Raw genomic sequence first — 22,818 nt, 5'->3', positions numbered from 1 at the left:
TTTTGTTGATTTATGTATTCTCTTTCGGAAACTTTACACAGAAGACCGTACCCTTACCTAAATGAGAGGTGAAAGTGATAGATCCCTTGTAAGTTTCCACGATATTTTTTACCATTCCTAAACCTAATCCCATACCACTAGTTTTAGTAGTAAACTTAGGTTCAAATATTTTTTCTTCATTATCCTTTTCAATACCATGACCATTATCTGCTACAGATATTTTAACCATATCACCTTCAGATGCTACACTGACCAAAACTCTTGGCGATGCTACGTCTGGCACGGCCTGAATAGCATTTTTTACCAAATTGGTTACCACACGTATTAGTTGTGTTCGGTCTAATTTCGCAATAATTTCTTCTTCATCTGCGATGAAATGTATGTAATCTTCATTGAAAATATCTAAAGCCAATTTCACGATTTTTACCACGTTCAACGTTTCGTTTTGTTGCGCTGGCATTTCGGCAAAATTTGAAAAAGCTGAGGCAATGCTGCTCATGGTATCTATTTGCTGAATTAAGGTATCGGAATATTCCCTTAATTTTTCATGTATCTGCGGGTCGCTTGGATCAAACTTGCGTTCAAAACTTTGTACCGTTAATCGCATAGGTGTCAACGGATTCTTGATTTCATGCGCCACCTGTTTTGCCATTTCGCGCCATGCCTGCTCACGTTCGCTACGTGCTAATTTTGCCGCACTTTGCCCAAGCTCATCTATCATACCATTATAAGCGTCAATTAGCTTTTCAATCTCTTCGCCTGGGTTGTCTATATAAATTTTCTTGTTCTGTTTGTTCAAGTTTGTTTTCCCCATCATCGTAGAAATGGTCTCTAACGATCGAGTAATATACTTCGATATAAAAAATGCAAAAGCAATTGCCATGAGCAACATCAATAAATACACTCCAGATAGTCGAAATAAAAACTCTTTTAACTCATAATCGTTGAATGAATTATCTTCAAAATAAGGTAGATTAAGAATACCTATGGGTTTAAATTTTTGATCAGCGATATAAGAGAAAGAAGCTTTGTATTTATCTCCTGCCAAAGCGTTTTCAAGTATATAATGTTTATTTGGACTAATCTCCAATTTGTTCAACACCTCAGCATCTAAACACATTGAAATAGAATCATTGGCGAATTTTGGACGTGAACTTTTTATTAGTTCCCCATCTAAGCTGTAGATGTTAAAATTCATGTTTTGCACCACTGCAATCTCATAAATTTCATTTTTAAAAATAAGGTCTAGATTTTCGGTAGTAACCGGATAGGTCGTTTTCTGAATGGCAAGGTCAATACTTTGGCGTATTTGCTCCTCTTTACGCTCCATTCTATTTTCGTGATAGTCTTTAGACTGTTCACGGTATTGGTATACGGTAACACCTGCAATTAATACAGATGCAATAAGCACCAAAAATATCATGGAAAGGAAAATGCGTGACCGTAAAGATACTCTTGTTAGCAAGATTCTGTTATTTCGTCTAAAGTTAGCAAATATCGAACCAAAAATATCAAATATGCTTTTAAGGTTTTGTGACAAGAAGTATAGGGTGTTACTTTAATTGTTATCTTCAATACTAGGTTCGTCAAGGCGCCATAATTAAAGTATTCAGATATATGCGTTTACGTACCAGTTGCAATATAAAGTTCGAGATTTCTGAGCCAACACCATTTATTCTTATGTTGAGACCGCGTAGTGGCAGCCAACAATGGGTAGAAAGAGAGGAATATAAAATTACCCCGAGCATTCCAGTTATTGAGTTTACCGACAACTACGGTAATCTATGTCAACGATTAATTGCTCAACCAGGGCAGTTCTTAATATCTACCTCTTCAGAAATTGTAACCTCAAATTTTATAGACCAAGGTTTTGGGGCATCATTTGTAGATATACAGAATTTACCAGACGCTGTTCTTAGTTACCTATTACCAAGCAGATACTGCGAATCTGATTGCTTTTATGAAATGAGTTCAAGTATAACAAATGGTCATTTATACGGTTATAATCAAGTTTCTGCAATTACCAATTGGTTGCGTGACAATATTAGCTATTTACCAGGAAGCAATAATCAGCCATTATCTGCAAGTCAGGTTAATATTAGAAGGTTTGGTGTTTGTCGAGATTTTGCTCACTTGGGCATTGCCTTGTGCCGCAGTTTAAGCATTCCTGCCCGTATTGTTGTTGGTTATCTTTTTGGCTTAGAGCCTATGGACATGCATGCTTGGTTTGAAGCTTATGTTGGAGATCGATGGTATACATTTGATGCAACACAAGTAAATTCGCCTGGTGGGTATGTTATTCTTGGTTTTGGTCGTGATGCTGCCGATGTTGCTATTTTCAATCAATTTGGTCCGCTAGTATATCCGACAGAACAACTTGTAAAAGTGGAACAAATATCATCGGATACCTAATAGGGAAATGAATTAAGTCCGTGACACTTATGAAATAGCGGATTAATCCATTGTAGATTGATTAAATCAAATCATATATCACTTAGATATAATTTTTAAACTCATTTCTAAAATCAATTCTTTTGAAATAAAAGTTAAAATTTCATGATAAATAAAGTTTGGAAGTAATTTCTTACATTTATTTACGTTAATACTATGTTGTAATTTATCTTTTTTATAAAATTTAGGCATGCTATATAAGTCCCTATTAACTTTATTCACCATATTCATTGCCCTTTGCACCCCTATAACACTACATTCTCAATATTCTGAGCCGCTTACCTTTCAACATATTCAAGAAGGTATGTCTCAAAGCAGCGCTACCGTTCTTTTAGAAGATAATTTTGGTTTTATTTGGATAGGAACCAGAAATGGACTCAACAGATATGATGGAAAAGATTTTGAAATCTACACCAAAAGTTTAGATGGTATAACTGGGCTCAACCATGAATATATTGTGGCTTTATATGAAGATGAACAAGATATTATCATCGGTACAAATGAAGGAATAAGTCTTTATGATCGTAGTTTAAATATTATAACTCCCTACCCCTTCATCAATGAAGGTGAAACTATCAAAAACGAAGTGTTTGAGACTATAGTTAAGAAAAATGAAATCCTCTGGTTAGGATCAGAGTCTAGTGGTTTTTATAGTTACGAGATAAAAACTGGAAAAGTAAAACATTTTTCTCCACCTAATGAACACATAAAAGTTGAAAACCCACGACTTAACAAAGTTGTTAAAGTTGAAGTTTTAGATACTAACCGCATTCTTGTTGTTTTCACTTATAATACCCTCCTACTAAACTATGATATGGAGATTATTAGTGAAATATTACAAACAGAAGAGATTGTTACCGGTATAAATTCATCAGAAAATACGCTTTTAGTAGGATCAGGCAAGGGCTCGCTATTTAAATTGGCCATAGAAGAAAATTCAATTTATATAAATAAAGAAAAAGATGTTAGTCCGGGTTTTAGTATACGCTCTTTAGAAAAAAACTTAGATAATGAATTGTGGATAGGCACAGAAAATAACGGTTTACATATTTACAATGAAAATCTAGATTTTATAAGACATATTGAGTACAGTGTTACAAGACCAAATTCTATTTCTGGTAATTCTATATGGGCATTATTATGTACACGAGATGGTACCATGTGGATAGCGCCTTACAAAAGCGGACTAAATATTTATGATAAAGAATATTATAAATTTAAACATATAAATTCTGACCCATTCAACCCTAAATCACTTAGCAACAAATTAGTGAATTGCTTTACCGAAGACGACAAAGGCAACCTTTGGATTGGCACAGATGGCGGTGGAATTGATTACTGGGACCGTTCTTTAGATATATTTGAAAACTATTCGCTAAGTAAGAAAACATTTGCGAGTAATGTAGTTCTTTCAATATTACAGACGAAAGATGACGAAATATGGGCGGGGACTTGGACAAATGGTATAGCCGTTCTCAATACAAACACAAAAAAAACCAGTGAACTAACTTCAAAGAATTCATTTTTAAAATCAGATATAATAATTGATCTTTTAAAGGATAAAAAAGAAAGAATTTGGATAGTAAACTACTTTGCGGGAGTGCAAGTATATGATCCGAAAACTAAAAAACATCAAAATATAATACTCAATTCCGAAGTTGATAATAGTATAATCAACTCCATATATCAGATTTTTGAAGATAACCAAGGTAATATATGGATAGGAACCATAAACACAGGTTTATTTAAATTAACAGAAAATGGTGATGAATGGACATCGGTTCATTATCATACCAAAAATTCATTAAGTAATAATTTCATTAATGCTATCATTCAAGATAATGAAGATACCATTTGGGTCGGTACCCAAGGCGGACTAAACAAATATAACTTAGCCACTAATTCATTTTCAGTAATCGCTAAGACTGATGGTTTAAAAAATGACGCCATTAAAGGTATCATAGATGATCAAAACAGTCACTTATGGCTAAGCACTGAAGAAGGTATCATCAGATATAACAATAAAACCGGAGAAACAATTAATTATGATGTAGGCGATGGTCTACAGTCAAAAGAATTTATTGCAAGTTCATCTATAACTACTAAAAAAGGTGAATATATATTTGGTGGCATTAACGGTTTTAATGTTTTTACTGCAGGTGATGTTGAAAAACGAAAAGACACACTTACCCTATTTGTCTCTGGATTAAAACTTTTCAATCAACCAGTTTTACCAAATGATGATTTTGGGATATTAAAAAAAGATATTAGTCAAGTAGACTCCCTGACCTTTAACTACGACCAATCTGTAATTAATATTGATTTTAAAGCCCTTACTTTTCGACATCCAGAAAGTGTTAATTATGCATTTTACCTTGAAGGTTTTGAAAAAGATTGGAATTATGTCGGTAACAATCCTACTGCGACATACACAAACTTAAATCCTGGAGAATATATATTAAGAATTAAATCTACCAATTCTGACGGAGTTTGGGTCGACAACGAAATAGACCTTCATATTACCGTTACCCCACCTTATTGGCAAACATGGTGGTTTAAAGCATTAATGATTACGCTTGTCTTGTTAATATTCTATATCGCGCAACATATTAAATTACTAAATATTCGGAAAAATCAGCGAAGACTAGAGTTGAAGGTTGATGAACGTACCAAAGAATTACAATTTCAGAAAAACAAACTAGTAGAAGCTGCAGATAACTTAGCATCTAAAAACGAGGAAATTCAACGATTTACATATGCCGTTTCTCACGATTTAAAAAGTCCGTTAGGTAACATTAGAGGTCTTGCAAGTCTAATACCTTTAGAAGTATCTTTAGAAGACCACCCAGGTCTAGCCGAATACTTGAGCCTTATCGATGTTTCTTGCAATAATATGAACGAATTAATATCTGATATTACAGAAATTGCCAGACTAGGTAAAATAGACAATAAAAATGAGTTGCTAAAAACTAACGAGCTATTAGACCTATCTAGAAATTTAATAAAAGGCAAGCTAAAACAGCTCAATATAGAACTTACAATTACTGAAAATATGCCCGATATTTTTGGAGACCGTAACAGAATACTTCAAGTTTTTGGCAATTTCTTAGATAATGCCATTAAGTATATGGGCGACCAAGAAAACCCTAAAATAATAGTCACGTTCGAAGAAAATGGTGACACGAACAGCTTTATGGTCATTGACAATGGATCAGGGATGAATGAGGGAGCTCTAAAAAAACTATTCACCCCATTTATACGTTTTCATGATAATGTCAAGGGTACAGGTTTAGGTCTCTATATGGTAAAACAAATTGCCAATTCGCATGGTGGTACCATTATAGCAGAATCAGAGGGAGAAGGAAAAGGAGCTACTTTTAAACTAGTTCTTCCAAAAGCTAAAATTGCAGCACAAAAGGCAAAAATCGTATTAACTTCTTAGAAGGTGAATATGTCTTAGTTAAATGAAATTAGCCGTAAAACACAAACCAAATATTTGCATTTTACGACCATCTCAAAAGAATATATACTAAGTCTTAACCTTCGTGAAAATGTGTGTTTCCGTTATGGGTATGAGACGAGTTATTTAATTCAGTTTTAATATAATAATCAAATTTAAATTTACTTGATTTATGATGATCAGCTAATACGTAATGTTCTAAAAGAGTTTTCGGACCATTTTGGTTGATCATAAAAGCAAAAATACCGTAATCTCCACCATTATCTGTTGAAGGATTATTTGGGATACGCGTTATGGTATGCACATGATTGTAATCGGCAATAGTGGACGAATTAGCACCTGTTGAACCTTCTGTATTGAACTCTGCCCATAAATAAGGATTATATACTCTATAATAAAATTGAGAAGTTGCGGTTGGTGTTGACCCAGAATCATTTATCCAGACAAAATAAGTATCATCTATATTATCCATGATATCTGCCCACCATATGTCTGCAAAAGAATCTGTTAAATTATAAACGTACTCTTTCATGACCACTATTAAATTGGCTTGCGCCGTTGTAGACATTTCAGAATATTTTAAACCAGTTGTAAAACCAGAATAATCATAAGTGCCAATATACGGATCAGGATCACCGTTCATATCTGCAGGTCCAACTTCTAATGAATGAGTAGAAGATATAGAAGATGCAGAAGTAAGCTCATTTGCATCTAAACTGTTATATAGGTTTAAAGCTAAATCTCTTTCATCTGAGAATATATCAAATTCTTCTCCGTTCCACGTATCCGCAGCAGGTTCACCTCCTAAGAATGCAGGTACGATAGATACATTATCTCCATGAACCAAAAAGTTTATGGCACAATGATGCCCATCTAACTGAAAACCCCAAGAACCACTAGTTTCTGGATCTCCAAACATATCTATTGAATAAAACTCAGGATCCCAAACACTGCTTTGTACGTTATTCAACCAACCTTCAGAAAGCTCAGTAATTTCATATACTTTTTGATACCCTCCACTACTTAAAAACAATTGAAGAATATCTTTAAAAGCAACTAATTGATCGTCAGATAAATCACCATAGGTAATACCATCTCTATTGTTATTATTGGCAGGGGTATTATGCCATAAATAAAAACGTTCATCATCTAGGCAAACTGAAGCATCATCTAATAAAGTAGACGATAAAGAATTTCTAAAATCGACTACCGCTTGGCGCATAGTCTCAATTTCTGTATTAGTAGATTGATCTAATTCACCTGTTGTTTCACAAGCTACTGTACTATCGCCGTCAGAATCCTCATCAGTTTCAGTATCTTCATCGGCAGTTTCTGAAGTACTCGTATCATTACTACAAGAATTGAAAACCAATGTGGTAGAACCAAACGTTAAAACCGTAAAAAGTAAGTAAAAGCTATTCTTAATTTTTCTCATAATATTTTAAATTAAATTACTTAAAATCAAATACATCGAAGTAATATGATGGCAATATTATGTAAAACTAAAATTGGTAAATTAAAAATGAGGTGAACTCAGATAATTTTGCGGTAAGAACTACCTAAGTGTTAATAAATTTCAAAAATTTGTCTTTGTAAGTAGTACTTATGGGAATGGTAAATTCCTCTAATTCAATACTATCTTTTTTTATGGCGTCTATTTTATTTACCGAAATTATGTAAGACCTATGAACTCTTTGAAATTCCTTAACAGGTAACTTATTTAGAATTCCTTTCATGGTATGTCTAGCTACTATTTTACTTTGACCAACTAGATGTATTTTAACATAATCATCTAAAGCTTCAATAAATACAATCTTTTCTAATGGAATATTGTATAATTTATAATCTGCCTTAATCATTAGGTAATTTTGCTTCTCTTCTAATTTAAGTTCAAGCCCAATGTCTTTTTTAACCTTTTCAACTGCAACCGAAAAACGTTCTAAAGAGAATGGTTTTAGCAGATAATCTATAGCACTAAGATTAAAGCCCTCTACCGCATACTCACTAAACGCTGTAGTAAAAATAACCCTGATTTTTTGTGTAAGTGAATTATATAATTGAATACCATTAGATTTTGGCATTCGAATATCTAAAAAAATTAAATCGACCTCAGTATTATTTAGGTAATCAAGCGCTTTATCTTGCGAAACAAAGGTTTGCTTTAATTGTATACCATCAATACTTTGGCAATATTCCTGTATTACATCTAATGCCAAGGGTTCATCATCTATTGCAATGGCTTTAATCATCTTAAATCAATTTTGAGCAAGCATGAATAAGTTTCCCCATTATTATTAATATCAAGTTTATATTTATTAGGATACACAATCTTTAAGCGTTTTAAGGTATTATACATACCTTCTTCTGTGCTATAAATTTTAGTTTCTTGCGTATTTACCACTATATTATTCTCTACTAATAAAATTATATAACCTTCATCAATAGTGATATCAATACTAATTTTAGACTGTAAATCTGGATTTACACCGAATTTAAATGCATTTTCGATATAATTAATTAATATAATAGGAGCAATTAAAAGGTTTTTCGGTTCACCAGTAATTTTAAAATTCAACGTCGTATTACTACTTATTCTTAACTTTTGAAGCCCAACAAAATTTTCTATATGAGTTAACTCTTTAGTTAAAGCCACCCTTTCATTTTCACTTTCTGTAACGATATATCGCATTAAATCAGAAAGTTTTAGAATGGTTTCTGGTGCCTTAGATGATTTGGTAAGCGCCAATGAATAAATATTGTTTAAAGTATTAAATAAAAAATGCGGATTTATTTTTGCTTTTAAATAATTGACCTCTGCAGTTAACTTTTCATTATTCGCAATAATTAATCGTTCATTAAATTTTAAGAATAACGACAACAACCAAATCGCAATAAATTGAAAAATAATACCGTTGTTAAAACTAATTATTCTAAAAATATAATTTTCTTGAGAGTTACCTACTGTATTCGGTGGAGGACCCATGTGCCCAGATCTACCTAATGTGGATGATACTATGTCTGGGAGAAAAAAAACTAAAAAACAAGAAGCTATAATCAACAAGATATATAACCAAAGTTTTTCTTTTCTATAATATTTTGGAAACAAGACATAATAATGCAAGAAAAAAAAACCTGCCATTAATACATATGATGAGAAATTTCGAAGAAAATGAAAGTTTGAAAATAGCTTTGTACCGTCTTTCAAATCAGGCGAACTCAAAACTGGAATGCTAATGATGAAAAAAGCCATTAACCAATGAATAACCAGCGTTTTATTCTTTAATACCAATTGCATTTATTTTTTTCACTATTTCACTTGTACAAAACAATCTTTAAGCCTCGGGATTTTTATTTCTGATTCTCTTGTATAGCTTTATCCCCAACATTAAAAGTACACCTAAAACTATAATACCTAAAACGCCAAAAATCCAATTAAAAGTGCTTTTCAAAATTACTAAAAACACAATAGCAAATAGAATCAGCGTAGCACCTTCATTCCATATACGCATGAATTTAGAAGTATACTGAATATCATCGCGTTGAAAGTTCTTGAAAATTTGGTGGTTTTTTAAATGGTAAAAAATCAACAACAATACGAAACCTAATTTTACGTGCATCCAAGGTTGCGTTAGCCAACCCGGGTAAATAATTAATAACCAAATTGCAAAAAAAGTTGCCAATACAGCAGATGGCCAAGTGATGATATACCACAACCGTTTAGTCATCAACTTCAATTGCTTAGAAAGAATTTCTTTATCAGGCGATGATTTTTGGTTGGCTTCTATATGATAAATGAACAATCTCGGAATATAAAAAAGCCCTGCAAACCATGTTATTACGAAGATGAGATGCAGGGATTTTATATAGTTGTAATATTCTGTCATAGGCTTATAAAAACGAACTCAAGTTCAAGAGACAAGTTCAAGTTCAAAACTCAAGTTCAAGTTCAAGAGACAAATTCAAATTCAAATTCAAAATTCAAGTGCAAAACTAATTTCTCAATTCTCTTTTCTCGACTCTCTTTTCTAAATTCTCTTTTCTATTTTCTAATCTTAAACTAAGCCCAAAGTTAGCAAAAGCGGAAAGAACTTAGATTATAATCTTATAGCGCCAACTCCCGCTTCCCATAACGTTTTATTATAAGCAGGTATAGCCGTGTTTATGAATTGGTTGCCTTTGGCTTTTAACCCAGCCCATTGTGCGTCTAACTCAGCCTTACGATCTTTACTCGCTTTGTTCAATCTTGGAATATCACTATTCGTCTGATTAATCATAAATATATATTCGGCAGAAAACTTATTAGGAAAATTTTCTACATCGTCGTATGCTTGAGATTTACGTTGTATCATATCGCCATCCCATGTTTTCATGTCTGCTAATAATTTTTCTCCAACTGATTTCGCATTTGCATCAGTTACCTTTTTCAACACTTCCGCTAAATCGTTTTGTGCAGCATATAACTGATTAATCATATTGTGCATTTCGGTCATTTCTGCTTCTGCTATGGTCATAAAAGCATCATACTCTTCGTACTGACCTGACTTGGTTTCATAGGTGGGCACTTCATTAATTATACCTGTAGTAGAAACTGTTTGGCCATCAACCTTTAATTTAAAAGTATACGTACCAGGAGATACTTTATGTCCGCTAAAACCTGCCTCAATATAAACACCTGGTATACCAGGCATAATTGGGTATTTCATATCCCAAACAAAACGGTTTAACCCTTCTTCTTTGCTTAAAACCGGTGCAGGTGGAGCGCCACCACCATTATGAGGAATATAACTAGGGTCTTTTTTTGAGCTTATAGTTCTAATTACTTTTCCCTTAGCATCTGATATTTCTAAGGCAATTGCAGTACTATCTTTCAATTTAGGTAACTCATAATATAGCACTACTCCGTTAGCAGGATTAATACCTTCAAAAGCATCGCTACCGGTAAATTTATCAGAATTGCCACTCAATGGGCTACCCCAAGAACCATTGTAGGCATCTTTTGGTTTCAAAATCTGAAGTCCCTTTTTTGAAGGTTGATACTGCCCAAGAGCAACAACATCATCAAGAATCCAAAATGAACGACCCGATGTAGCTACTACCAAATCACCTTTGTGAACCTTTAAATCTGTAATTGGAGTCTTTGGTAAATTCAATTGAAAAGGCTCCCAAGATTTACCGCCATTCCAAGAAGCATAGATACCCTTTTCCGTACCTGCATACAATAAATCCTTCTTAAACTCGTCTTCACGAACTACACGAGTAAAAGCACCGTATGGAATTCCGGAATTGATTGCAGTCCAAGTTTTTCCATAATCGGTTGTTTTATAAAAACCTGGTGTGTAGTCATTAAACTTATATCTAGTTGTAGCAATGTAAGCAGTGGCAGGATCATGCGGAGAAACCTCAATTGCATTGATCAAACACTCTTTTAAACCTTTAGGTGTTACATTTTCCCAAGTTTCGCCACCATTTTTGGTTAAATGCACCAATCCGTCATCACTACCTGTCCAGATGTATCCTTTTTCATGTGGAGATTCTAATATATATGCCAGTGTACCGTAGTTTTCAGCACCAACGGCTTCGTTCGTATATGGTCCGCCACCATTACCTTGTTTAGCATCGATATCTCGGGTAAGATCATCAGAAATTTTATCCCAAGTAAGACCCATATCACGTGTTCTAAATACATATTGCGCTCCGTGATAAAAGGTACCCAATTCATGTGTAGATGCAATAATTGGTGCATTCCAGTTAAACAAATACCTCATATCTCTAGCCTCGCGACCTAAATATTGAATTGGCGCCTGCATAATCTGAGTTGCTGCCTTAGACTCCATATCCATAACCTCAACCGTACCTAAATATTGACCTCCCATTACATATCTTGGGTTATCTGGATCAAATGCTAAAAAGGCACTTTCACCACCTGCAGAATCTGTCCAATCTCTTGTAGTAATACTACCGCTACCTGTAGATAAACTTGCAATTTTTACAGAGGTATTATCCTGTTGACCACCATAAATATTATACGGAAATAGATTATCTACACTAATTCTATAAAACTGCGCAGTAGGCATATTGCTTTGTGTAGACCATGTAAAACCATAATCAAAGGATACCGAAGCACCCCCATCATCTGCCAAAATCATGTTTTTAGAATTGGTAGGATTTATCCATAAATCGTGTGTATCACCATGGGCAACGTCAACATCCTCCCATGTTTTTCCCCCGTCTTCAGAGCGTAATGCAGGGGCACTTAACACATAAACAGTGTCATCATCATTAGGATCCACAAAAACCTCAATATAGTACCAAGCACGTTGTACTAATCGGTTATCACCACTAGCCATCGTCCATGATTCACCTGCATCGTTAGAAACGAATAATCCGCCTTTATCGGCATCTGAATCACTTTCAATTAATGCGTATACCTTATCGGAATTCGACGGACTCACAGCTATTGCCATTTTTCCTTTCTCCTCCGGTAAACCTTCATGAATTTTTTTCCAAGTATCTCCTGCGTCCGTAGATTTATAAAGTCCGCTACCTGGTCCTCCACTTACAACCATGTTTGGCATACGTTGATGTTCCCACATGGCAGCATACATAATATCAGGATAGCTAGCATCCATAGAAAGTTCAGAAGCTCCCGTAAGATTGTTTACGAATAGAGTGTTTGTCCACGTTTTACCTCCATCTGTAGTTTTATATATTCCACGTTCGGCATTACCTTCAAAAAGTGCACCTTGCGCAGCCACATAAACAATTTCTGGATTTGTAGGATGGATGATAATTCGTGAAATATGCTGGGTTTTCTCAAGTCCCATTTTCTTCCATGTTTTACCAGCGTCTGTAGATTTATAAACGCCATCTCCGTAAGATGTCATTACCCCACGTGGCGCGTGTTCGCCCATACCCACATAAACAATATTCGGATTCGATGCCGATACGGAAACCGCACCAACCGATCCTACTTCAAAAAATCCATCAGAAATATTCTCCCAACGTTGCCCTGCAGATTCCGTTTTCCAAACTCCACCACCAGTCGTACCCATATAATACGTCATGGGATCACCAATAACTCCCGTAGCAGTTACAGAACGTCCACCCCTGAACGGACCAATATTTCTAAATTTTAAGGGTTTAAAATAATCATTGGCTGTCTGCGCAAAAGTTATGGTGGTTGTAAGTACCGCCATAAACAAGAGTAGTTGTTTTTTCATGATAGTTTGTTTGGATGTTCTTTAGATATTTATATTGTCAGTTCGAGTGGATTTTCTTGGAGTAAAACGTAAATAAAAACTGTATCGAGAACCTTTGGTACACAAAAGGTTTCTCGATACTAATTTTTTCATACTTCAAAAATTCACTCGAAATGACAAAACTGTATTTTACTTACTTTCATCAATGAACAAGTAATTCAATTTAAGCTCGTTAAAACCTTTATTAAATTCTTGAAGCTCTGACGAGATTACGTTATTAAAAATTTCAAGTTCTTTATTGATTGCAGTTGTCAATTCATTCTTAACAGCAACATCTTGCTCTGTTGGCGGAAAATCATCTATAGAAACCAAACTATTTAAATGACCCAATTTATTGGTCAATTTAATAGGAAAGTTCAATGGATCTTGACCACTTCTGTTTTGAGTTTGGTACAATGCTTTTTCTACTTCACCAAGTTTATCTTTCATGGCTTTTGCCTTTTCGACCAAATCCTTAGTTCTGTCATCGTCTTTATACTGCTCGGTAAATGAATTCAGTTGTTTGGTAACATTTCTAATCTTCTTTATAGATTGATGCGCATTTTCGATGGTTGTATTGATATCAGTAATAAAATCGAATTGCTTTTGCATTTCTGCTACCGAACTTTCTGCTCTTGGATCTGGTAAAATGGTAAATGTTTCGCTACTATTAGTTCCATTCACATTCAAATGGACTTTATAATTATCAGGTACCGCTTTTGCACCGTCAAAACTAGCCCACCAGAAAATCATTCCTTCTAGTTTCTCAGCTCCTTTACCACGAGTATCCCAAACAAAAGTGTTTCCGCCTTTATTTACTTCTAACTTCTTCGCTTCGACTCCGCTCAGCGACCCACCTTTCTTCAAATGGTTTTTATAAAGAGCCAATGTATCGCCAGCCATACTTGTATACGTTAACTGAACCGAATCTTTCTCTGTATAGTTTTTCATCAGAAAATGAGTGATTACACCATTCTCTAAATTCTGTCCCGCAGTTTTAGAAGGTTTTTTAGATGCTCTACCTTTTGTGCGGTATGAATCTTTTGGTTTAAATAAAACGGTATTCGCATTCTTTTTACTTTCATCTAATTGATGAAGCACCGTTAAGTCATCAATAATCCAAAGACTACGACCTTGAGTAGCTACAATTAAGTTATCATCTTTTATGGTTAAATCTGTAATAGGTACAATTGGCAAATTCAATTGAAAAGGAGACCAACTAGCACCGTCATTGAATGACACATACATACCGGTTTCTGTTCCGGCATAAAGTAAACCCTTCTTTTTTGGGTCTTCACGTACTACTCTTGTAAAATGTTCTTCAGGAATACCGTTCGTTATTTTTGTCCAGGTTTTACCGTAATCCATAGTTTTGTATAAGTATGGTTGAAAATCACCTAACTTATATCTAGTTGCGGCTACGTAGCAGGTACCCTCGTCAAAGTTTGATGGTTCAATGCTGTTTATCATATTCCATTCTGGCATATTTGGCGGAGTAACATTCTCCCAAGTAGCACCAGAATCTTTTGAAACATGAATTAATCCGTCATCACTACCTACCCAAAGAATTCCTTCTTTTAACGGACTCTCATTTGCAGTAAAAATGGTACAATAATACTCAACACTCGTATTATCTTGTGTTATTGGTCCGCCACTAGAACCTAATTTAGTTGGGTCGTTTCTAGTTAAATCTCCACTTAATACTTTCCAGCTTTGCCCTTCGTTTTCTGTAACATGTACATAGTTAGAAAAGGTGTATAATTTCTTCGGATTATGTCTACTGAACAGAATAGGGAAATTCCATTGAAAACGATACTTCATTGCTTCTGCGCCTGCACCCATAGGGTTATCAGGCCAAACGTTTATACCCCTTACTGTTTTCTTTTTATGATTAACACGAGTTAAGAATCCGTCATAACTACCACCATAAACAATATCGTTGTCTTTAGGGTCGACAGCAATCCAAGCAGATTCACCACCAGCGGTTTCTTCCCAATTGCCATCACCAATAGAATTTTCATCACTTCTATGATCTATACGTAAAGTAGAATTGTCTTGTTGTGCAACATATATTCTGTATGGGAAAGAGTTATCTGTAGTTACTCGATAAAACTGTGCCGTAGGTTGGTTGTAATACGTACTCCAAGTTTCGCCACCATCATAAGAAATTTGTGCGCCACCATCATCGCCAATAATCATACGTTGCGAATCTTCTGGAGATATCCATAAATCGTGATGATCCCCATGTGGCGCATTAAAAGTATTGAATGACTTACCGCCATCGGTAGACTTATGGTAATTTACATTTAGCACATAAACTACATCTTCGTCTTGTGTATCGGCATAAACCCTAGTGTAATACCAAGCTCGTTGGCGAATTTTACGTTCTTCATTTACAACAGACCATGTTTTACCACCATCTTCAGAACGGTATAAACCTCCCTTTTCCTTATTCTCAACGATTGCCCAAACTTTCTCTGAATTTTTTGGGGAAACAGCTACACCAATAATACCTAAGGTATCTTTTGGAAAACCTTCGTTCTTAGAAATTTCTGTCCAAGTTTCACCGCTATCCACACTCTTCCATAAAGCAGAACCATCACCACCACTAATTAAGCTATAAGGTGTACGTTGTGCATGCCATGTAGAAGCATATAAAATTCTAGGGTTATTTGGATCGAAAGTTAAATCAACAGCCCCTGCTTGTTCGTTTACAAACAAAACCTGCTTCCAATTTTTGCCACCGTCGGTACTTTTATAAATTCCGCGGTCTTTGGTCGGTTTATAAATATCGCCTAATACAGCGGCATAAACCGTATTGTAATCTGTTGGGTGTACACGAAGTCTAGGTACGTGCCTACTTTTTTCTAAACCTGCCGAAGCCCATGTTTTACCCCCATCTTCTGTTTTCCAAACTCCGTAACCAGACGAGACATTTCCTCTTAGGGTTTTTTCTCCTCCACCTACATAGATAACATTCGGGTCGCTTTTGGCAACCTCAACGGCACCAATACTACCTCCAAAATATCCATCTGATATGTTATCCCAAGTACGGCCCCCATCTAAGGTTTTCCATACTCCACCACCAGCTGCGCCGAAATAAAATAGATTAGGCTCGCCAGGTACGCCGGTTACGGCTGCAGAACGCCCACCCCGATATGGACCTATGGAACGATACTCTAAACTAGAGTATAATTCTTCTGGATATATTTGTGCGTTGTTTTGAGTTTTACTCCTTTTTTGAGCTAGTAAGGATAAAGGTAATAGGAAACATGCCAGCATGAGAATGCCAGCATTGGTAAGGTGCTTTTTCATTTTGATAGTTTGATGTTAGTCTTCTCTAAAATTAAACATTTTGTTGGGCAATTGTTGATTTTAAGATTTTATTAGCATTTCATAAGAAGTACAATTGTCAAATTGAGAATAAGCTTCGTATTTCTATACTTAATTCTCAGTAGCGGATGCTATTTCTATGCACTACACTACAAGCAAGAATATCATCCATCAAGCAAAAAGCAATTCAACATCTTAAATAGAATGTACTAGATATTTAAAGTATTCCTATATTTAAGCCAACAAACTAACAATTATGAAATTTAGAACACTATTATTTTCGGCATCTTTAATTGCCATTCTTTTTAACGGATTGAGCATCACTTCTATAAATGCCCAGACACAAGATTTTCTATATGGAGACCAAATGCCCGATGCACCAGAACTAAGTGCTAGAGGCGAATATAAAGTTGGCGTACAAACAGTAAACCTTGTAAACCCGAATCAAGTTGATATTTTAAATTCAAAAGACGGTAAAGACCCAAGTTATGACAGACCGATAACTATAGAAGTTTGGTACCCAGCAAGCGTAGGTGCCGATGCCAAAACGGTAGTTTATGATGAAGTAATGGGCACAAGAGGAGATTCGCTAAGACCATTAACACCATTTACTTTCAAAGGAAGATCCTACAGAGATGCAGAAGCATTAAAAGGGACTAAATTTCCTTTGGTAGTAGTATCTCATGGCTATGTGGGGTCACGCTTTTTAATGACATACCTAACAGAGAATTTAGCCTCTAAAGGATATATTGTCGCAGCAATTGACCATACAGACTCTACATTCAAAGATGCCAACGCGTTTCAAAGTACACTTTTGAACAGACCAAAAGATATTCGTTTTGTAATCAATGAAATGGAAAAATTAGGAGCAAAAGGTTCTAAAAATAAAATCGAGGGACTTGTAGATGCTAACAACACCGCAATTATAGGATATTCTATGGGAGGCTACGGAGTACTAAATGTCGGCGGAGCTGGATATAGCGCAGGTTTAGGTCAATTTTTTACAGGGATGACAGGTGGCAGCACTGCAATTTCTGTAAACACGGCAGGTAATGCAGAATACGAAAAATTAGCTGATGCTAGAATTAAAGCAATAGTAGCTTTCGCACCATGGGGAATGGAACGTGGTGTTTGGGACGTAGAGGGACTAAAAGGTTTAAAAACGCCTACTTTCTTTATTGCTGGAAGCGAAGATGATATTTCAGGGTACGAAAAAGGTATTAAAGCCATATATGAGGGTGCAATAAATGCAGATCGCTATCTATTGACTTACCAAAGCGCAAGACATAATGTTGCACCTAACCCAGCACCAGTAGAAGCATTGGCACCAGGTTTACATATCGATGAATACTATAGATATGCAGAGCCATCATGGGATCAACGTAAAATTAACAACGTAAATCAACACTTTATAACTGCATTTATTGGTAATCATCTTAAAAGTCAAGACAACGCTCAGTTTTTAGATGTACAAGAAAATTCAAATGAAAAAGACTGGACAGGTTTTAAACCAAGGTCTTCTACAGGTATGGAGTTATTACATGCTCAACCTGCCAACTAATATTTAGTTTTTGAGACTTTAATGACATTTTCCTTAAGTAGCCTTACATAGGTGTTTTGATTGTTTATCAATTCTTTAAGTTTCCATGCTAATAGAAATATGGCACCGGCAATTAATTGAGATAAAATAAAATTCATAACAGTATTCTTTAGGATTTCTAAAGCTACTTACGGAAAATGTTTTCTGAGGTTTGGTTTTCAGAAATATTAAACCAAATTTTTATTGATCTCTTTTCGCAAATAATACCCGGTAACAATAGTTGCAAGCACATCTGCAATGGGGAAGGAAATCCACACTCCTAATTCTCCAAGATAATTAGGTAGTATTAGAATTAATGGAATAAAGAAAAAGCCTTGTCGGCATAAGGTTAATAATAACGCCGGCACAGCCTTGCCAATCGCTTGAAAATAAGCAGCACCAATAAGTTGTAGTGCAATGATCGGTGTAGCTGCAAACACCCAGCGCATAGCTGACGGAGTATTTTCAAGAACAAAAGCATTCGTAGCTATTTCAAATTCACTCATACCTGGTTTATGACTTAAAAAGAGTCCTGCAATATCTGCGGGAAAAATCATGAGTCCTGCGAAAACTACCGTCGCTAATATGGCGGCAAATTTTATAGCCGTATAAATAGATTCTTTTACCCTTTCGTATTTTCCTGCTCCGTAATTAAACCCTGCAATAGGTAAAAAGCCTTGCGTGACACCAAATACTGGAAAAAGGGCGAACATCAACATTCTGCCAATTATAGCATAAACAGCTACCATAGCTTCACCTCCTAAATCAAAAAGAATATTATTCATCAGTAAATAAATAACACTTACTACTGCTTGTCTAGATAATGTTACAAATCCTAAAGAACTAATTTCCTTAATAATCGAAAAGTCGATTCTGAAATACTGTGCATTCAGTTTTAATTCTGAATTTTTAGAAAGAAAAAAGTATAGTATATAACTAAAACAAAGAAAATAACTGATTGTAGTTGCCCAAGCGGCACCCTCCATTCCGTAGTCTAATACATTAATAAATAGATAATCTAATACAAGATTTCCTATGGACGGAATTATCATGGCTATCATGGCAAATTTGGGTTTGCCCTCTGCTCGTATAACCGTGTTGCCCATCATGTTTAGTGCTAAAAACGGCACACCATAGAGAACGATAACATAATAGATTTTAGCAAATTCAAAAATAGAGCCTTTACCCCCAAAAGCAGGTATTAGGGTATCTACGAAAGTTAGCCCTACTGCCACCATAATTACAGTAATCAGTATGGTAAACGAAATTTGATTGCCAAATGTTCGCAGCGCCTTTTCTTTATTATTAGCACCTAAAGCACGCGAAATAATACTCGCACCGCCGATACCGATTGCCATACCTAGAGCACCAATAAAAAATGAAATCGGCAAAACCACATTTATTGCGGCGATGGCAATAGAACCAATCCAATTACCCACAAAAATGGAATCAACCAGAACGTTTAACGACATGACCAGTATGCCTATACTAGCGGGTACTGCTTGTTTAATGAGCAAACTCGAAATTGATTCCGTACCCAGTTCTTCTGCGGAAACGTTTGCCATTATTTGTTAAATTTATTGATTATTGATTTTGATTAAAAGATCCCCAATTAGGCTGTAATCTGTTGACGTTCTTGAATAGCTTCTGCAATATGGTTCCATAAATTGATACGTTGTTGTAATGCATTTTCCGAACATTCTAGAACATCATGCCACTTAACCTCATCATCTCCGCATAATTCTTGAATCATTTTTAGGGAAAGCGGACCATGTTCGTCTCCATCTAATTCAATATGCCTTCTTAAATAATATTCAAGTTTTGGGTACGCATCTTTACCTGCACTTTCAACAATCTTCAAGAACATATCTGGTATTAATTCTTCCCTCCCAAAAGTAAAGGCAGCCGCAATTTTATGTGGTTCTTGCGTTTCTATGGTTTCAAAAGTGAATTTTAAAAAGGACTTCACAGCTTCGTTCAAATCAGAATTTTCAATAGTTTGTAAAACACTATCCAAATCACCAATTCCGTTCAAAAGCTCCTTTATTTTACCAGTATCGGCGCCAACTTCTAACATGGCGTCCAAATACATTTCGTAATGACTTTTTAAAACTCCCAATTCATTACGATCCGTTTCTTCTTCAAGAACAATTTCATTTATAAACCGAGCGGTATTTGTATTCTTAACCGGTTTCCAAGGCAATGAAGTACAGGTAAGGTTTATTTGCAGTGCTTTTAATAAAGACATAAAGTCCCAAACGGCATACACATGGCTCTCCATGAATAGTTGAATATCTGAAACCGATGTAAGCGTATTATAAAGCTTATGATTTCTCAGCTGTTCTCTTAACGGTCGTAATATAATTTCTATTTCTTCGATTTTCATAGCAGTGATTTTCTTAGAATTTTAATTTTATTAGGTGCTTGGCACAACATCTAATTTATCGGTAGCATGCCAATCGTTAACCCACTTCGCCATTACCTTCACCCAAGTATCGTTATCGTTCATACATGGAATATGCTTGTATTCTACACCACCAGCTTCCATGAACTGCTCTTTACCTTCCATTGCAATTTCTTCCAATGTTTCTAAACAATCACTTACAAATGCGGGGGTAATAACAGCTAACTTTTTCTTGCCTTCTTTAGCCAAGCGCTCAAATTCATAATCGGTATAAGGCTTTAACCATGGGTCACCGGCCAAACGCGATTGAAACGAAGAACTCACTTGCTCTTCTTTTAATCCCAAATACGCTTTTACCATTTCGGTAGTGTCATATACTTGGTGTCTGTAACATGTATTATGCGCAACAGAATTTACGTTACAACATGTGCCATCTATTTTACAATGAAAGCTGGTAGGATCACTTTTACGAATATGACGCTCAGGAATACCGTGGTATGAAAACAAAATATGATCGTAATCAAAACCTTCTAATCCGTCCTTAATACTTTCTGAAAGCGCTTTAATAAACTCCGGATGCTTATAAAAAGCAGGCATGGTAGTAATTTTCATTTCAGGAAATCCATCTTTTTGCTCTTCTAAGACTTTTACAACAACCGTCTCAAAACTAGACATCGCATAATGCGGATATAACGGCACCAAAAGAACATCATCAACACCTTTATCTTTCAATTGTTGCAATGCTTTTTTAATAGACATCGTACCATAACGCATACCCAATGCCACTGGCATTTCGGTCTGTGTTTTCAATTTATTGGAGAAACGCTCAGATATCACAACTAACGGAGATCCTTCTTCCCACCAAATTTTAGCATACGCCTTCGCAGATTTCTTTGGTCTAGTCTGCAAAATAATTCCTCGTACTAGTATAGTTCTTAACCATTTAGGCGCGTCAATTACACGCTCATCCATTAAAAATTCATCTAAATAGGGCTTAACATCTTTTGCGGTAGGACTTTCTGGAGAACCCAAATTGACCAATAATACTCCTTTCATAGCGTATATATTTGTTATTCGATTGCAAAAATAACACATGCAAATCGATGATAATTTAATTTCGGGCAATAGTTTTTCTATACTCTCATAAAGCAATCTAATAACTAGTCAATAAATTTTTAGTCCTATTTAATTTTAGTAAGTTGTATTTAATCCAAAACCACTAAACATTTGAAATGAATACATTTTTTGATACCATACCTAGAAGTGAACTTTATTTATTTTTAGTATCTATTGTAGCCATTCTTTTCACGTATTGGTTAATATCCTATTTTCTTCGAAAATTTGGTAAGGATCCCAAATACCTATTACCCGAAGGTACTTTTAGAAAATTAAGTTGGCCTATTTTTTTTATTTTCATATCAATACTCATTCGTTCAGAAGCTTTACGAAAAATATTGCATTTAAACGAACATGAATATTTCTTCAAAAAAACAAGCACCATTTTATTTATTTTCTCGGTTACTTGGCTACTGTTAAATCTTTTAAAAATCATTAAAAAAATTATCGTTAGTAACTATGATGTTCATGTAGAAAACAATTTAAAGGCAAGAAAAATTTATACACAATTCAATATTTTAGAACGCATCTTCATGTTTACCATTATTTTATTGGCAATTGGGGCAGTTTTAATGAGTTTTGAAAGTATTCGTGAACTAGGTGTTAGCATATTTGCATCAGCAGGTGTTGCAGGTATTATCATCGGTTTTTCTGCACAAAAAATGATCGGTACCGTATTGGCAGGAATACAGATTGCCATAGCACAACCTATTAAAATAGACGATGTTGTTATCGTTGAAGGAGAATGGGGCCGTATTGAAGAAATTACATTGACCTATGTTGTGGTGAAAATTTGGGATAAAAGAAGATTGATTGTTCCTACACCATATTTCATTGAAAAACCATTTCAAAACTGGACAAAGACTTCATCTGATATTTTGGGTACTGTCTTTTTATATACCGATTACAACGTGTCTTTCGATGCGCTTCGAGAAGAGTTGACCAAAATTCTAGAGAGTACAGACCTTTGGGACAAAGAAGTTAATGTGCTTCAAGTAACCGAAAGTAAACAAAACTGTGTTGAAATTAGAGCGCTTATGAGCGCAAAAGATTCCCCTACCTCTTGGGATTTGCGTGTACTTGTTCGTGAAAAACTGATTACATTTTTACAACAGAATTATCCCGAAAGCATTGCCAGGAATAGAGTTTGGTTGGAAAAGGACAATAATATCTATTCTAAATAAAAAGTATCAAATAGGGTGAAATATTAACTATTTATAGCCGTTAATTAAGTAGT

Annotated in this window: 15 protein-coding genes; 4 read left to right on the top strand and 11 right to left on the bottom strand. The window is 35.1% G+C overall.

The features are described from left to right. Nucleotides 1-10: 10 nt before the first annotated feature. Nucleotides 11-1,423 carry a sensor histidine kinase gene (locus tag ACPF9A_RS10840; RefSeq protein WP_424004459.1) on the bottom strand — a complete coding sequence of 471 codons (1,413 nt, stop codon included), beginning with the start codon at nucleotides 1,421-1,423 and terminating at the stop codon, nucleotides 11-13. A gap of 194 nt (nucleotides 1,424-1,617) precedes the next feature. Between ACPF9A_RS10840 and ACPF9A_RS10835 the strand changes: the two genes are divergently transcribed. Next, nucleotides 1,618-2,412: a transglutaminase domain-containing protein gene (locus tag ACPF9A_RS10835; protein ID WP_424004342.1), complete on the top strand. Its 795-nt coding sequence runs from the start codon at nucleotides 1,618-1,620 to the stop codon at nucleotides 2,410-2,412. Nucleotides 2,413-2,641: 229 nt separating this feature from the next. After that, nucleotides 2,642-5,893 carry a ligand-binding sensor domain-containing protein gene (locus ACPF9A_RS10830; RefSeq protein WP_424004340.1) on the top strand — a complete coding sequence of 1,084 codons (3,252 nt, stop codon included), beginning with the start codon at nucleotides 2,642-2,644 and terminating at the stop codon, nucleotides 5,891-5,893. A gap of 94 nt (nucleotides 5,894-5,987) precedes the next feature. On the opposite strand, the gene ACPF9A_RS10825 is transcribed toward ACPF9A_RS10830, so the two are convergent. From ACPF9A_RS10825 to ACPF9A_RS10800, 6 genes are all read right to left on the bottom strand, one after another. Further along, entirely contained in the window at nucleotides 5,988-7,346 is a 1,359-nt protein-coding gene (locus ACPF9A_RS10825; protein ID WP_424004338.1) for a DUF3500 domain-containing protein, read from the bottom strand. Nucleotides 7,347-7,470: 124 nt separating this feature from the next. Then, nucleotides 7,471-8,160, bottom strand: a complete 690-nt coding sequence (locus ACPF9A_RS10820; RefSeq protein ID WP_424004336.1) for a LytR/AlgR family response regulator transcription factor — start codon at nucleotides 8,158-8,160, stop codon at nucleotides 7,471-7,473. Beyond that, nucleotides 8,157-9,200, bottom strand: coding sequence for a sensor histidine kinase (locus ACPF9A_RS10815; RefSeq protein WP_424004334.1), 1,044 nt, complete (start codon nucleotides 9,198-9,200; stop codon nucleotides 8,157-8,159). The genes ACPF9A_RS10820 and ACPF9A_RS10815 overlap by 4 nt, the downstream gene beginning before the upstream one ends. A 43-nt stretch (nucleotides 9,201-9,243) precedes the next feature. Next, nucleotides 9,244-9,795, bottom strand: a complete 552-nt coding sequence (locus ACPF9A_RS10810; RefSeq protein WP_424004332.1) for a CopD family protein — start codon at nucleotides 9,793-9,795, stop codon at nucleotides 9,244-9,246. A 210-nt stretch (nucleotides 9,796-10,005) separates the two neighbouring features. After that, the gene (locus tag ACPF9A_RS10805; RefSeq protein WP_424004330.1) at nucleotides 10,006-13,131 is read right to left on the bottom strand and encodes a VPS10 domain-containing protein; all 3,126 of its coding nucleotides are present in this window, start codon (nucleotides 13,129-13,131) and stop codon (nucleotides 10,006-10,008) included. Between the two features lie 168 nt (nucleotides 13,132-13,299). Beyond that, nucleotides 13,300-16,431: a WD40/YVTN/BNR-like repeat-containing protein gene (locus ACPF9A_RS10800; RefSeq protein WP_424004457.1), complete on the bottom strand. Its 3,132-nt coding sequence runs from the start codon at nucleotides 16,429-16,431 to the stop codon at nucleotides 13,300-13,302. Nucleotides 16,432-16,738: 307 nt separating this feature from the next. Between ACPF9A_RS10800 and ACPF9A_RS10795 the strand changes: the two genes are divergently transcribed. Further along, nucleotides 16,739-18,043 (top strand): alpha/beta hydrolase family protein, encoded by a 1,305-nt coding sequence (locus tag ACPF9A_RS10795; protein ID WP_424004328.1) that lies wholly within the window; start codon nucleotides 16,739-16,741, stop codon nucleotides 18,041-18,043. Here the strand turns inward: ACPF9A_RS10795 and ACPF9A_RS10790 are convergent. The 4 genes from ACPF9A_RS10790 to hemH form a co-directional block, all read right to left on the bottom strand. Further along, nucleotides 18,040-18,180 (bottom strand): hypothetical protein, encoded by a 141-nt coding sequence (locus ACPF9A_RS10790; RefSeq protein ID WP_424004326.1) that lies wholly within the window; start codon nucleotides 18,178-18,180, stop codon nucleotides 18,040-18,042. The two genes, ACPF9A_RS10795 and ACPF9A_RS10790, sit on opposite strands and share 4 nt — an antisense overlap. 69 nt (nucleotides 18,181-18,249) lie before the next feature. Then, nucleotides 18,250-19,626: an MATE family efflux transporter gene (locus tag ACPF9A_RS10785; RefSeq protein WP_424004324.1), complete on the bottom strand. Its 1,377-nt coding sequence runs from the start codon at nucleotides 19,624-19,626 to the stop codon at nucleotides 18,250-18,252. A gap of 47 nt (nucleotides 19,627-19,673) precedes the next feature. Next, entirely contained in the window at nucleotides 19,674-20,447 is a 774-nt protein-coding gene (locus ACPF9A_RS10780) for a DUF3050 domain-containing protein (RefSeq protein WP_424004322.1), read from the bottom strand. 30 nt (nucleotides 20,448-20,477) lie between these two features. Further along, nucleotides 20,478-21,521: a ferrochelatase gene (hemH, locus tag ACPF9A_RS10775; RefSeq protein WP_424004320.1), complete on the bottom strand. Its 1,044-nt coding sequence runs from the start codon at nucleotides 21,519-21,521 to the stop codon at nucleotides 20,478-20,480. Nucleotides 21,522-21,697: 176 nt separating this feature from the next. Between hemH and ACPF9A_RS10770 the strand changes: the two genes are divergently transcribed. Continuing rightward, a complete protein-coding gene (locus ACPF9A_RS10770; protein ID WP_424004318.1) occupies nucleotides 21,698-22,765 on the top strand; it encodes a mechanosensitive ion channel family protein in 1,068 nt (355 codons plus the stop codon). Nucleotides 22,766-22,818: the final 53 nt, after the last annotated feature.

Source organism: Maribacter sp. IgM3_T14_3, from assembly GCF_049603095.1.
Lineage (GTDB): Bacteria > Bacteroidota > Bacteroidia > Flavobacteriales > Flavobacteriaceae > Maribacter.
Note: the sequence above shows the minus strand (reverse complement) of the source record. Positions and strands in the feature narration are given on the sequence as shown.

What these genes read in the sequence shown, in the direction of transcription:
- ACPF9A_RS10820 (WP_424004336.1), bottom strand. Translation starts at nt 8,160, where the DNA reads ATGATTAAAGCCATTGCAATAGATGATGAACCCTTGGCATTAGATGTA.
- ACPF9A_RS10840 (WP_424004459.1), bottom strand. Translation starts at nt 1,423, where the DNA reads ATGATATTTTTGGTGCTTATTGCATCTGTATTAATTGCAGGTGTTACC.
- ACPF9A_RS10835 (WP_424004342.1), top strand. Translation starts at nt 1,618, where the DNA reads ATGCGTTTACGTACCAGTTGCAATATAAAGTTCGAGATTTCTGAGCCA.
- ACPF9A_RS10800 (WP_424004457.1), bottom strand. Translation starts at nt 16,431, where the DNA reads ATGCTGGCATGTTTCCTATTACCTTTATCCTTACTAGCTCAAAAAAGG.
- ACPF9A_RS10810 (WP_424004332.1), bottom strand. Translation starts at nt 9,795, where the DNA reads ATGACAGAATATTACAACTATATAAAATCCCTGCATCTCATCTTCGTA.
- hemH (WP_424004320.1), bottom strand. Translation starts at nt 21,521, where the DNA reads ATGAAAGGAGTATTATTGGTCAATTTGGGTTCTCCAGAAAGTCCTACC.
- ACPF9A_RS10830 (WP_424004340.1), top strand. Translation starts at nt 2,642, where the DNA reads ATGCTATATAAGTCCCTATTAACTTTATTCACCATATTCATTGCCCTT.
- ACPF9A_RS10770 (WP_424004318.1), top strand. Translation starts at nt 21,698, where the DNA reads ATGAATACATTTTTTGATACCATACCTAGAAGTGAACTTTATTTATTT.
- ACPF9A_RS10785 (WP_424004324.1), bottom strand. Translation starts at nt 19,626, where the DNA reads ATGGCAAACGTTTCCGCAGAAGAACTGGGTACGGAATCAATTTCGAGT.
- ACPF9A_RS10790 (WP_424004326.1), bottom strand. Translation starts at nt 18,180, where the DNA reads ATGAATTTTATTTTATCTCAATTAATTGCCGGTGCCATATTTCTATTA.
- ACPF9A_RS10780 (WP_424004322.1), bottom strand. Translation starts at nt 20,447, where the DNA reads ATGAAAATCGAAGAAATAGAAATTATATTACGACCGTTAAGAGAACAG.
- ACPF9A_RS10825 (WP_424004338.1), bottom strand. Translation starts at nt 7,346, where the DNA reads ATGAGAAAAATTAAGAATAGCTTTTACTTACTTTTTACGGTTTTAACG.
- ACPF9A_RS10795 (WP_424004328.1), top strand. Translation starts at nt 16,739, where the DNA reads ATGAAATTTAGAACACTATTATTTTCGGCATCTTTAATTGCCATTCTT.
- ACPF9A_RS10805 (WP_424004330.1), bottom strand. Translation starts at nt 13,131, where the DNA reads ATGAAAAAACAACTACTCTTGTTTATGGCGGTACTTACAACCACCATA.